Source organism: Plantibacter sp. Leaf314, from assembly GCF_001423185.1.
GTDB lineage: Bacteria > Actinomycetota > Actinomycetes > Actinomycetales > Microbacteriaceae > Plantibacter.
On record NZ_LMOB01000002.1, the window covers coordinates 264,854 to 277,426 of the forward strand.

The window sequence follows — 12,573 nt, forward strand, 5'->3', positions numbered from 1 at the left end:
GCAAGAATTCAACGGAGAGAGTGGGCGATCGACGGTGTCGAGCCAGATGACCGGAGTGGGCGCCGATGACGGCGCAACGAACGAATTCGGAGCCAATGAGTGGCTCGTCGACGAGATGTACGAGCAGTACCTCGTCGACAAGGATTCCGTGGACCGCTCCTGGTGGCCGATCCTCGAGCACTACCGACCGGTGAACGGTGCCGCCCAGGGAACGACGGGTGAGCAGGCCGGTGCCGGTGCGGCTGCCGGCGGTGCGAGCGCCACCGCTCCGACGGCCTCCGCCGAGGACGCCGCCAACCGCGTCAACCCGCCGACGGCTCCGATCCAGGCCATTGGCGCACAGCCGGTGGCCCGCACCACCTCGGTGCAGGCGAAGCCGGCCCCGATCCCGGCCGACGCCCCCATGACGAGCCCGAACCAGGTCCAGCAGCCGAAGAGCGACCAGACCGAGCCCGCTCCCGAGGACGTCGACAAGGTCACGGTCCTGAAGGGCATGGCCAAGTCGCTCGCCACGAACATGGACGCGAGCCTCACGGTCCCGACCGCGACGAGCGTGCGCACCATCCCCGCGAAGCTGATGATCGACAACCGCATCGTCATCAACAACCACCTGAAGCGCGCCAGAGGCGGCAAGGTCAGCTTCACCCACCTCATCGGGTGGGCGCTCATCCAGGCGTTGAAGGACTTCCCGAGCCAGAACGTCTACTACGAGGAGGCCGACGGCAAGCCGACGGTCGTCGCGCCCGCGCACATCAACCTCGGCATCGCCATCGACCTGCCGAAGCCCGACGGCTCGCGCGCCCTCATGGTGCCGGGCATCAAGCGTGCCGACACCCTCACGTTCAACGAGTACCTGTCCGCCTACGAGGACCTCGTCACCCGCGCCCGCAAGGGCAAGCTGACCGGGGCCGACTTCCAGGGCGTCACGATCTCGCTCACGAACCCGGGCGGCATCGGGACGGTCCACTCGGTCCCCCGCCTCATGAAGGGCCAGGGCTGCATCATCGGCGCCGGCGCGCTCGAGTACCCGGCCGAGTTCCAGGGCGCCTCCGAGCGCACGCTCAACGAGCTCGCGATCGGCAAGACGATCACCCTCACGAGCACCTACGACCACCGCGTCATCCAGGGTGCCGGCTCGGGCGAGTTCCTGAAGGTCGTGCACGAGCTGCTCATCGGCAGCCGCAGCTTCTACCAGGACATCTTCGCGGCCCTCCGCATCCCGTACGACCCGATCCACTGGTCGCCCGACATCAGCGTCGACCTCGCCGACGCCGTCGACAAGACCGCCCGCGTCCAGGAGCTCATCAACGCGTTCCGCGTCCGCGGCCACCTCATGGCCGACATCGACCCGCTCGAGTACGTGCAGCGCTCCCACCCCGACCTCGAGATCGAGACCCACGGACTCACGTTCTGGGACCTCGACCGCGAGTTCGTGACGGGCGCCTTCGGCTCGGCCCGCACGGCCAAGCTGCGCGACATCCTCGGTGTCCTGCGCGACTCCTACTGCCGCACCACGGGCATCGAGTACATGCACATCCAGGACCCCGCGCAGCGCAAGTGGATCCAGAGCAAGGTCGAGCGCAAGTACGAGAAGCCCACGCACGACGAGCAGATGCGCATCCTCGGGAAGCTCAACGAGGCCGAGGCCTTCGAGACCTTCCTGCAGACGAAGTACGTCGGCCAGAAGCGCTTCAGCCTCGAGGGCGGCGAGTCGACCATCGCCCTCCTCGACACCATCCTCCAGGGTGCCTCCCAGGCCCAGCTCGACGAGGTCGCCATCGGCATGGCCCACCGCGGCCGCCTCAACGTCCTCACGAACATCGCCGGCAAGACGTACGGTCAGATCTTCCGCGAGTTCGAGGGCACGCAGGACCCGGCGAGCCACGGTTCCGGCGACGTGAAGTACCACCTCGGCACCGAGGGCACGTTCAAGGCCGAGGACGGCCGCGAGATCCCGGTCTACCTGGCCGCGAACCCCTCGCACCTCGAGGCCGTGAACGGCGTGCTCGAGGGCATCGTCCGCGCGAAGCAGGACCGCGGGCCGATCGGCGCGTTCGGCACCCTCCCGATCCTCATCCACGGCGACGCGGCGATGGCCGGTCAGGGCGTCGTCCTCGAGACGATGCAGCTGTCCCAGCTCCGCGGCTACCGCACGGGTGGAACGGTCCACGTCGTCATCAACAACCAGGTCGGCTTCACGACGCCTCCCGGCGAGGGCCGTTCCTCCATCTACAACACCGACGTCGCGAAGACCATCCAGGCACCGATCTTCCACGTGAACGGCGACGACCCCGAGGCCGTCGTCCGGGTCGCGGAGCTCGCCTTCGAGTACCGCCAGGAGTTCAAGCGCGACGTCGTCATCGACCTCGTGTGCTACCGCCGACGCGGCCACAACGAGGGCGACGACCCGTCGATGACGCAGCCGCTCATGTACAGCCTCATCGAGGCGAAGCGCTCGGTCCGGAAGCTGTACACCGAGGCGCTCGTCGGTCGTGGCGACATCACCGAGGAGGAGTACGAGGCCGCTCACCGCGACTTCCAGGACCGCCTCGAGCGCGCCTTCATGGAGACGCACGCCGAGCAGACCTCGCCGACGCCGGTCCCGACGGAGGTCCTCGACGAGGACGGCTACTCCGGCGAGCTCGAGACGACCGGGGTCTCGGAGGGCGTCGTCCAGCTGATCGGCGACGCGTTCAACAACAAGCCGGCCGGCTTCACGGTGCACCCGAAGGTGCAGCAGCTGCTCGAGAAGCGCCTCGACATGAGCCGCAACGGCAACATCGACTGGGGCTTCGGCGAGCTGCTGGCCCTCGGGTCCGTCCTCATCGAGGGCACCCCGGTGCGCATGTCCGGTCAGGACTCCCGACGCGGCACCTTCGTGCAGCGTCACGCGGTCCTCCACGACCGGGTCAACGGCCAGGAGTGGCTGCCGCTCGCGAACCTCAGCGACAACCAGGCACGGTTCTGGATCTACGACTCGCTCCTCAGCGAGTACGCGGTCATGGGCTTCGAGTACGGCTACTCGGTCGAGCGGGCCGACGCCCTCGTGCTGTGGGAGGCGCAGTTCGGTGACTTCACCAACGGCGCGCAGACCATCATCGACGAGTTCATCTCCTCCGCGGAGCAGAAGTGGTCGCAGCGGTCGAGTGTCACGCTCCTCCTCCCCCACGGCTACGAGGGACAGGGGCCCGACCACTCGTCCGCACGGATCGAGCGGTTCCTCCAGCTCTGCGCCGAGGACAACATGACCGTCGCTCGCCCGTCGACCCCGGCGTCGTACTTCCACCTGCTCCGCCGTCAGGCGTACGCACGCCCGCGCCGCCCGCTCGTCGTCTTCACCCCGAAGGCGATGCTGCGACTGCGCGGTGCGACCAGTCCGGTGGCGGACTTCACCTCGGGTCGCTTCGAGCCGGTGATCGACGACGCCAGGATCACCGACAAGGCGGCGGTCAAGCGGGTGCTGCTGCACTCCGGCAAGATCCACTACGACCTGCTGAGCGAACTGCAGAAGCAGCCGAACGAGGAGATCGCCCTCGTCCGCGTCGAGCAGTTCTACCCGGTCCCCGCGGCGGAGCTGAACGCGGTCGTCGCCCAGTACCCGGACGCCGAGCTCGTCTGGGTGCAGGACGAACCCGAGAACCAGGGTGCGTGGCCGTTCATCTGTCTCGAGGCCGCCAAGCACCTCGAAGGCCGGACGGTCCGCAACGTGTCGCGGACCGCGTCCGCGTCGCCCGCGACCGGTTCCGCGAAGCGTCACGCCGCTGAGCAGGCCGAGCTGCTGCGCACCGCGCTCGCGCTCTGACGCGACAGCTGACGACGAAGGCCGCCCGTTTCGACGGGCGGCCTTCGTCGTCAGCGGGACGACAGCGATCCGTGGGCGGTCGGTGAGCGTGCGCCAATAGGCTGACGCCATGGACTTCGCATTCCTCGCCGTCGTCGCGGTGGTGACCATCGTCGCGGTGGCCCGCTTCGCGACCAAACTGCGCGTGGCAGCCCCACTCATCCTCGTCCTCGTCGGATTGGCGCTCAGCTACCTGCCGTTCGTGCCGGACGTCGAGGTCAAGCCGGAGTGGATCCTCGCCGGCGTGCTGCCCCCGCTGCTCTATTCGGCGGCGGTCAACGTCCCGCTCGTGGACTTCCGTCGCAACCTGAAGGCGATCTCGGGGCTGTCGGTCGTCCTCGTCGTCGTCTCGTCCGTGCTGATCGGCCTCATCCTGTCGACGATCCTGCCCGACCTCAGCCTGGCCGCCGGCATCGCCCTCGGCGCGGTCGTCAGTCCGACGGACGCCGTCGCCGCGACCTCGATCGGCAAGCGGCTCGGCATGCCGCCGCGCCTCGTCAGCGTGCTCGAGGGCGAGAGCCTCGTGAACGACGCGTCCGCGCTCGTGCTGCTCCGCTCGGCGATCGCGGCGACGGCGGGATCCGTCTCGCTCTGGGGCGTGATCGGCGACTTCGCCTACGCCGTCGCATTGGCCATCGCCATCGGGATCGTCGTGGGGTTCGTGACCGTCCGCATCCGCTCGCGGCTCGGGGATCCCGTGCTGACGACGGTCGTCTCGTTCGCCGTGCCGTTCATCGCCTACCTCCCGGCCGAGCACTTCCACGCCTCCGGGGTCCTCTCCGTCGTGGTCGCAGGGCTCTACACCGGTCACCAGAGCGCGAAGTACTTCACCGCGCAGGACCGCATCAGCGAGCGGATCAACTGGCGGACCACCCAGTTCCTCCTCGAGAACGGCGTGTTCCTGCTCATGGGACTCGAACTCGAGGCCATCGTCTCGCAGGTCGAACAGGACGATCTCGGCATCTGGCCCTCGATCGGCCTCGGACTCCTGACCGCCTGCACACTCATCGTCGTGCGGATCGTCTTCGTCGGCGGCCTCGTCTGGTCGTTGCGCCGGGACGAACGCGAAGCCCTGTCGCGGCGGCCGAAGCTCGACGAGTTCTCGGCGCGGCTCGAGGACCACCCCTCGGAGAACCCCCGGTCGGCCAGACGGAAGGCCGCCTTCACGCGGTCGATCGCCCGCCGGACCGCCGACCTCGACTTCCTCCAGCGCGAAGGCCTCGGCTGGCGGGGTGGAGCGGTCCTCGCCTGGGCAGGGATGCGCGGCGTCGTCACGATCGCGGCCGCGCAGTCTCTGCCGCTCGAGACCCCGTACCGCGCCGAGTTGGTGCTCATCGCCTTCACCGTCGCGATCGTCACCCTGCTCCTGCAGGGCGGCTCGCTGCCGCTCGTCATCCGACTGAGCCGCGTGGGCGGCACGGACCAGGAAGCGGCGACGGCGGAGCTGGCCGGCCTCGTCGAGGAGATCTCGACGGTCGGCGTCGCCGCCCTCGACGACCCGCAGCTCCGGACCGACGATGGCGAGCCGTTCGACCCCGCCGTCGTCGACCGGGTGCGCACGACCAGTCTCATCCGTGTGGAGTCGGCCGCGGAGCGGACGGACGCCGGCGTCGGGCCGCACGAGCAGTACCGCCAGCTCAGGCGACGGGTGCTCGACGCCGAACGCGACGCCCTCCTGGACGCGCGCGCGACCGGGAGTTACCCCTCAGAGGTGCTCGCGAGAGCACAACGCATGCTCGATGTCGAGGAGTCCCGCCTCGACGGCGCGGGGTGAACCGCAGCGACCGTGGTCAGGCGCTCTCGTGCGCGGCCTGGGTGGCCCGCAGGGAGGCCAGCACCTGGTTCTTGAGGTCCTCGGGGGCCGTCTCCTTGCAGGCGCGCTGCACGGCCTCCGTCAGCGTCTGGGCGACCAGCGCCTCGTTCTGACACTCGGGACAGCTCGCGAGATGCTCACGGATGTCCGCGGCCTCGGTCTTGCACACCTCGTGACGGAGGTACTCCTCGAGGTCCTTCTTGGCTTTGTCGCAGCCGCAGTCGCTCATTTCTTGCTCCCCTGCTTCGTCACGCTGAAGCCGCGTGATTCGGCGTAGTCGGCCAACAGGTCGCGAAGGAGTCGTCGGCCACGGTGCAGACGACTCATCACGGTCCCGATGGGGGTCTTCATGATGTCGGCGATCTCCTGGTAGGCGAACCCCTCCACGTCGGCGAGGTACACCGCGAGTCGGAAGTCCTCCGGGATGGCCTGCAGCGCGTCCTTGACGTCGCTGTCGGGCAGGTGATCGATCGCTTCGGCCTCGGCGGATCGGCTCGAGGTGGCGCTGATCGACTCGGCACCACCCAACTGCCAGTCCTCGAGGTCGTCGATGGTGCCCTGATACGGCTCGCGCTGCTTCTTCCGATACGTGTTGATGTACGTGTTCGTGAGGATGCGGTAGAGCCACGCCTTCAGGTTGGTGCCCTGTTCGAACTGCGCGAACGCGGCGAAGGCCTTGACGAACGTCTCCTGGACGAGGTCCTGAGCATCCGACGGGTTCTTCGTCATGCGCATGGCAGCGCCGTACAGCTGATCGATGAACGGCAGTGCCTGTGCTTCGAACAGTGATCGGGGGTCCGGCTCGGCCGGAAGGGCTTCTGGGTCGACGGAGGTCATCACCGGCCAGTCTACGGCCAGCGCCAGACGGCCGTGATCGGCCTCGACCACCGGTCGTTCCAATACCGCTGTGGACATCCGTTCCTCCTTCTACTCGTGACCCCGACTACTGTTGGAACCAATGTTGACCAATCCGTATTCCGCACCAGATTTCGACGTGTACGGCGATGCCGAACCCGAGCACGACGACGCAGCCTGGCCGGCACCCGTCGCGGGTGGCCCGGTCGACGCGTCCGTGTCGCTCCCGGGGTCCAAATCGCTCACGAACCGGGAGCTCGTCCTGGCCGCGCTGGCCGACGGCCCCTCGCTGCTGCGTGCTCCGCTCCACTCGATGGACAGCTCCAACATGGTCGAGGCGCTCCGAGCCCTCGGCACGACGATCGTCGAGCGCCCGGCGACGGGTGCGTTCGGCGCCGACTGGCTCGTCACCCCCGGTGAGCTGTTCGGGAGCACGACCGTCGAGTGCGGTCTCGCCGGCACCGTGATGCGGTTCGTCCCGCCCATCGCCGCACTCGCGCTGGGACCGACCGTGTTCGACGCCGACCCCTCGGCCAGGAACCGGCCGATGTCCACCATGATCACCTCCCTGCAGGCGCTCGGCGTCGACATCAGCGACGACGGACGGAAGGCGCTCCCCTTCACCGTGCACGGCACCGGATCGATCGCCGGCGGGAAGCTCACGATCGACGCCTCGTCGTCGAGCCAGTTCGTGTCGGGCCTGCTCCTCGCCGCTCCGCGCTTCGAACAGGGGCTCCACCTCGTCCACGAGGGTGAACGCCTGCCGAGCCTCCCCCACATCGAGATGACCATCGCCGCCCTCGCGGCACGCGGGGTCACCGTCGAGCAGCCCGCCGTCGGCGAATGGGTGGTGGCGCCGGGGACGATCGCCGGACGCGACGTCGACCTCGAGCCCGACCTCTCCAACGCCGCTCCGTTCCTCGCCGCGGCGCTCGTCACGGGCGGCAGCGTGACCCTGCGCGGCTGGCCGGCGTCCACCACGCAGGTCGGCGCCGACCTGGCCGAGTTGCTCCCCCGCTTCGGAGCGACCGTCACCCTCGTGGGCGACCGCCTGACCGTGACCGGTGGCGAGCGCATCACCGCGGTCGACCTCGACCTCACCACCGGCGGCGAGCTCGCACCGGCGCTGACCGCTCTCGCGGCACTGGCCGACGGTCCCTCCACCATCACGGGCATCGGGCACATCCGTCATCACGAGACCGACCGCCTCGCGGCCCTCGCGACCGAGATCAACAAGCTCGGTGGAGCCGTCACGGAACTGCCCGACGGCCTCCGCATCGATCCTCGCCCGCTTCACGGCGGCGAGTGGTCGAGTTACCACGACCACCGCATGGCGACCACCGGTGCGATCCTCGGCCTCGTCGTGCCCGGCATCACGGTCGAGAACGTCGCCACCACCGCCAAGACGCTCCCGCAGTTCACCGAGCTGTGGCACGCGATGCTCGGAGCCTGAGCCGATGAGCTGGTGGAGCGACGACGCCGACGATGACGACGACCGACTCGAGATCGACGAGTCGAGCATCCGGATGCGACCGAACCCGAAGGCGAACCGCCCCAGGACGAAGACCCGGCCGGAACATCTCGACGCCCTGACCGCGCGCGTCCTCGCCGTCGACCGCGGGCGGTACACCGTCCTCCTCGACGAGGGGACACCGGACGAGCGCGTGCTGACGTCCACCCGTGCCCGCGAACTCCGGAAACAGGCCATCGTGACCGGCGACCGCGTGGACGTCGTCGGCGACACCTCGGGCGCCGAGGGCACGCTGTCCCGCATCGTCCGGATCGTGCCGCGGACCACGCTCCTCCGCCGGAGCGGTGACGACACCGACGCCATGGAGCGCGTCGTCGTCGCGAACGCCGACCAGATGCTCATCGTCGTCGCTGCGGCGAACCCCGAGCCGCGGGCACGCCTCGTCGACCGCTACCTCGTCGCAGCCTACGACGCCGGGATCACCCCCATCCTCTGCATCACGAAGACCGACCTGCAGGATCCCGACGAGTTCCTCGCGAACTTCGCCGGGCTCGGGCTCCGCGTGTTCCGCAGCCGCGAGGACGACGTCCCGCTCGCGGAGATCACCGAGGCCCTCGTCGGCCACGACACGGTGTTCGTCGGCCACTCGGGTGTCGGCAAGTCGACCCTCGTCAACGCGCTCGTCCCGACGGCCGAACGCGCCACGGGTCATGTGAACGTCGTGACCGGTCGAGGGCGCCACACCTCCTCATCGACGGTGTCGTTGCGGATCGAGAGCCCCACCGGTTCCGGATGGGTCATCGACACCCCCGGCGTCCGTTCGTTCGGCCTCGGGCACGTCGACACGGCGAACATCCTGAAGTCCTTCACCGATCTCGCCGAGATCGCGCTCGAATGCCCGCGCGGCTGCACCCACCTGCCGGACGCGCCGGACTGCGCGATCATCGAGGCCGTCGCCGAGGGGCGGCTCGGGGAGAACGGTCCGGCGCGCCTCGACTCCCTCCAGCGGCTGCTCGGCACCTTCGCGACGATCAAGGCCGACCAGTACTCCTGAGTAGGCTGGTGGACATGCCAGAACCCATCCGTCTGTCCGCCGGCGACCCGGCCCCCACGTTCACCCTCACCGACCAGGACGGCTCGGCGGTGTCGCTCGCCGACTTCGCCGGCCGACGGGTCATCCTCTACTTCTACCCCGCCGCCATGACGCCCGGCTGCACGACGCAGGCCTGCGACTTCCGCGACAACCTCGCGTCGCTCGCCGGTGCCGGGTACGTGGTCCTGGGTGTCTCGAAGGACTCCGTCGAGAAGCTCAAGGCCTTCCAGGAGGAGGACGGGCTCACGTTCCCGCTCCTCAGCGACCCCGAGCTGACCGTGCACCGGGCCTACGGCGCCTACGGCGAGAAGAACTCCTACGGACGCATCGTCACCGGCGTCCTCCGCTCGACGTTCGTGATCGACGAGGCCGGCGAGATCTCCCTGGCCCGGTACAACGTGAAGGCCACCGGACACGTGAAGAGCCTCCGGAAGGCACTCGGCCTCGACGCCTGACGGGCGACCGGTGGCCCGCCGCGCTCAGAGCTCGCGGCGGGTCACTGCGGCGACCGCGGGCGTGAACAGGAGCCCGAGGACGACGAGCGACGGCACCAGCAGGCACCATCCGATGGCGGGTTGCGCGAAGACCCCCTGGAACGCGCCGACCGCCACGGCGATCTGCACGAGCTGCCACGTGACCGCGCCACCGCGGATCCAGCTCCGACCGCGCACGGCCCCGAGCGCGAGTGCGGTGACGAACGCCGTCGCGATGAGCAGGATGACGAAGATCGCGAGCGCGCTCGTGAACGATGCCGGTGTCGCCGCGACCAGCTCGAACAGGAACCACGCCGAGAGCCCGATCATGAACAGCGCCTCGACCACGAGGAGGGCCACGAAGGCCAGCACGGCGGGGTGACGGCGTTCCTGAGGGTTCGGAGCGGAAGCGGTGTTGCGGTCGGTACTCACAGGGTTCACCCAAACTTGACTATTGATTTGCTCTTACCGATATGAAACCATGTTTGAGGCCGACATGAGGTCCACGAGGGTGTGGACAGATCCCGATTCCCGGACGATCATCCCCCTCGCATTTCGGCTTTCCCTTCCCGAGACCCCTCACTCGGTTGAAGACATCTCACCATGCAATAAAAGGAGCTCCCCTATGGATTGGCGCGATAAAGCTGCCTGCCTGACCGTCGACCCGGAATTGTTCTTCCCGGTCGGGAACACCGGTCCGGCGGTCGATCAGATCGACAAGGCGAAGGCCGTGTGCGCCACCTGCAGTGTCACCGAGCTCTGCCTCCAGTACGCGCTCGAGACCGGCCAGGACTCGGGTGTCTGGGGCGGCCTCAGCGAAGACGAGCGTCGCGCGCTCAAGCGCCGCGCAGCTCGCGCCCGCCGCGCCTCCTAGTCCTGCACGAGAACCCCGGTGCCGATCACGGCACCGGGGTTCTCGCATGTCTGGGCGGCGGCGGCCCCGTTCGGTCGCCTCCGGTTCGATCTCAGCTCTTGGCGACCCAGCGCATCGGGATCGCGATCGTGACCTCGGTCCCGCTGCCCATCAGCGTGTGCCAGTCGATGGTCCCGCCGAGCTCCCCCTGGATGAGCGTGCGGACGATCTGCGTTCCGAGCCCGGAGCCGACCTTGCCCTCGGGCAGGCCGACGCCGTTGTCGCGCACCTGGACGCTCAGCAACTCGTCGGTGCGGTCCGCGGTGATCTCCACGTCGCCGTCCCGCCCGTTGAGGCCGTGCTCGACCGCGTTGGTGACGAGCTCCGTGAGGGCCAGCGCGAGCGGGGTCGCGTACTCGCTCGGGAGCACCCCGAACGAGCCGGAGGACTTGGGCCGGACGGTGGTGTTGTGCGAGCTCGCGACCTCGGCGACGAGCAGCAGCACCCGTTCGAAGACCTCGTCGAAGTCGACGTTCTGGTTGAGCCCCTCGGAGAGCGTGTCGTGGACGACCGCGATGGCCGCCACACGCCGCATGGCCTGGGTGAGGGCGTCGTGCGCGTCCTCGGAGTGCGTCCGTCGCGCCTGGATACGCAGGAGTGAGGCGACGGTCTGCAGGTTGTTCTTGACCCGGTGGTGGATCTCGCGGATGGTCGCGTCCTTGGTGATGAGCTCCTGCTCCTGGTGGCGCAGTTCGCTGACGTCGCGGCAGAGGACGATCGCGCCGACGCGCTCACCCCGGCTCCGCAACGGGATCGCCCGGAGGGACACCGTCACGCCCTTGTCCTCGATGTCGGTGCGCCACGGAGCGCGTCCGGTCACGACGAGCGGGAGGGACTCGTCGACGGTGACCGTCCCCGTGCCCGAGAGCAGGTGCGTGGTGACGTCCGCGAGCGACTCGCCCTCGAGTTCCTCGGCGAAGCCGATGCGGTTGAACGCGGAGAGTGCGTTCGGGCTGGCGAAGGTGACCGTCCCGTCGACGTCGAGTCGGATCAGTCCGTCGCTGGCGCGTGGAGCGCCCCGGCGGGGTCCGGTCGGCGCCCCGAGGTCGGGGAAGTCCCCGACCGCGATCATCTCGAACAGGTCGCTCGCGCAGTCGTTGAAGGTGAGTTCCTGACGGCTCGGGGTGCGCGCTTCGCCGAGGTTCGTGTGCCGGGTGATGACCGCGATCGGTCCGTCGGCGTTCGTCTTCTCGGTCGGTGAGATCCGACGTGCCACCGGGACCGCGCGCACGCGGGTCGGGGTCTCCTCATACCAATCGGGTGCGGACGACTCGATGATCCGCCCGCTCTCGAAACAATCGGTGACCTGCTTGCGCCATTCCTGCTTGATCGACTGACCCACGAAGTCGCGATAGAAGAGGGTGGCGGCACTGGACGGCCGGGAATGCGCGACGGCGATGAAACTCCCCGAATCCGTCGGCACCCAGATGACGATATCCGCGAATGCGAGGTCTGCGAGGAGTTGGCTGTCTGCGAGCAGCATATGCAGCCACTCGACGTCGGCCGCACTGGAGCGGCCCTGGGCGAGAACGAGATCACTGAGCGTCGACACGGTCCCAGTCTAGGCTCGGGCGGCGCGCGTCGAATGCGGACCGACTCCCGGGACGGAGCCCGCGCCGGGCTGCTCGGCAGACGACGACGGCGCCCGGGACCACGGGGGTGGACCGAGCGCCGTGTCAGGTGCGGGACGTCAGTTGGCGGCGCGGTAGGCGTCCTGGACGGCCTGCGGGATGCGTCCACGCGAGGAGACGGCGTGCCCGTTCTTCGCGGCCCACTCGCGGATCGCCGCGAGGTTCTCCGCACTGTTCCGCGTGCTCGTGCCCGAGGTGCGACGGCCACGCTTGACCGGACGTCCGGCGCCGATGAACGGCTTCAGCGATTCGCGGAGGTTCTTCGCATTGTCGGAACCGAGGTCGATCTCGTATTCGGTTCCGTCGATGGCGAACCGCACGGTCTCGCCCGCACCGGCGGCGAGTTCACTGCCGTCGAGATCATCGATGTAGGTGGTGGTGACTTTCTGAGCCATGGGGGTCCTCCTGAAACAATCCGTGGTGAATCCGACGGTTATCCAATCATAACGAACCGTTGCAGACGATTACGAATTGCCGCGCGAT

General features: G+C 68.6%; 11 protein-coding genes. 6 read left to right on the forward strand and 5 right to left on the reverse strand.

Going from position 1 to position 12,573, the window contains the following annotated elements; genetic code table 11:
• The first annotated feature begins 34 nt into the window (after positions 1–34).
• Positions 35–3,802 carry a multifunctional oxoglutarate decarboxylase/oxoglutarate dehydrogenase thiamine pyrophosphate-binding subunit/dihydrolipoyllysine-residue succinyltransferase subunit gene (locus tag ASF68_RS14490; protein WP_200936453.1) on the forward strand — a complete coding sequence of 1,256 codons (3,768 nt, stop codon included), beginning with the start codon at positions 35–37 and terminating at the stop codon, positions 3,800–3,802.
• A 109-nt stretch (positions 3,803–3,911) separates the two neighbouring features.
• Positions 3,912–5,615, forward strand: coding sequence for a sodium:proton antiporter (locus ASF68_RS14495; protein ID WP_056012615.1), 1,704 nt, complete (start codon positions 3,912–3,914; stop codon positions 5,613–5,615).
• A 16-nt stretch (positions 5,616–5,631) separates the two neighbouring features.
• Here the strand turns inward: ASF68_RS14495 and ASF68_RS14500 are convergent, their stop codons facing one another.
• Both ASF68_RS14500 and ASF68_RS14505 read right to left on the reverse strand, forming a co-directional pair.
• Positions 5,632–5,883, reverse strand: a complete 252-nt coding sequence (locus ASF68_RS14500) for a zf-HC2 domain-containing protein (protein ID WP_056012616.1) — start codon at positions 5,881–5,883, stop codon at positions 5,632–5,634.
• Positions 5,880–6,569 carry a sigma-70 family RNA polymerase sigma factor gene (locus tag ASF68_RS14505; RefSeq protein ID WP_082456145.1) on the reverse strand — a complete coding sequence of 230 codons (690 nt, stop codon included), beginning with the start codon at positions 6,567–6,569 and terminating at the stop codon, positions 5,880–5,882. The genes ASF68_RS14500 and ASF68_RS14505 overlap by 4 nt, the downstream gene beginning before the upstream one ends.
• 43 nt (positions 6,570–6,612) lie before the next feature.
• Here ASF68_RS14505 and aroA point away from each other — a divergent pair, with 43 nt between their 5' ends.
• Genes aroA through bcp form a run of 3 tightly spaced genes read left to right on the forward strand, consistent with a single transcriptional unit; the run spans position 6,613 to position 9,528 of the window.
• A complete protein-coding gene (aroA, locus tag ASF68_RS14510; RefSeq protein ID WP_056012619.1) occupies positions 6,613–7,962 on the forward strand; it encodes a 3-phosphoshikimate 1-carboxyvinyltransferase in 1,350 nt (449 codons plus the stop codon).
• A gap of 4 nt (positions 7,963–7,966) precedes the next feature.
• Positions 7,967–9,034 carry a ribosome small subunit-dependent GTPase A gene (gene rsgA, locus ASF68_RS14515; protein ID WP_056012622.1) on the forward strand — a complete coding sequence of 356 codons (1,068 nt, stop codon included), beginning with the start codon at positions 7,967–7,969 and terminating at the stop codon, positions 9,032–9,034.
• Positions 9,035–9,048: 14 nt separating this feature from the next.
• Positions 9,049–9,528, forward strand: a complete 480-nt coding sequence (gene bcp / locus ASF68_RS14520; protein ID WP_056013423.1) for a thioredoxin-dependent thiol peroxidase — start codon at positions 9,049–9,051, stop codon at positions 9,526–9,528.
• Positions 9,529–9,552: 24 nt separating this feature from the next.
• On the opposite strand, the gene ASF68_RS14525 is transcribed toward bcp, so the two are convergent.
• Complete coding sequence (locus ASF68_RS14525) at positions 9,553–9,987, reverse strand: hypothetical protein (protein WP_157580464.1); 435 nt, start codon at positions 9,985–9,987, stop codon at positions 9,553–9,555.
• Positions 9,988–10,171: 184 nt separating this feature from the next.
• Here ASF68_RS14525 and ASF68_RS14530 point away from each other — a divergent pair, with 184 nt between their 5' ends.
• Positions 10,172–10,420: a WhiB family transcriptional regulator gene (locus tag ASF68_RS14530; protein WP_056012627.1), complete on the forward strand. Its 249-nt coding sequence runs from the start codon at positions 10,172–10,174 to the stop codon at positions 10,418–10,420.
• 91 nt (positions 10,421–10,511) lie between these two features.
• On the opposite strand, the gene ASF68_RS14535 is transcribed toward ASF68_RS14530, so the two are convergent.
• Both ASF68_RS14535 and ASF68_RS14540 read right to left on the reverse strand, forming a co-directional pair.
• Positions 10,512–12,011, reverse strand: a complete 1,500-nt coding sequence (locus tag ASF68_RS14535; RefSeq protein ID WP_056012629.1) for a sensor histidine kinase — start codon at positions 12,009–12,011, stop codon at positions 10,512–10,514.
• A 138-nt stretch (positions 12,012–12,149) separates the two neighbouring features.
• Positions 12,150–12,485: an Lsr2 family protein gene (locus ASF68_RS14540; protein ID WP_056012632.1), complete on the reverse strand. Its 336-nt coding sequence runs from the start codon at positions 12,483–12,485 to the stop codon at positions 12,150–12,152.
• Between the last annotated feature and the right edge of the window lie 88 nt (positions 12,486–12,573).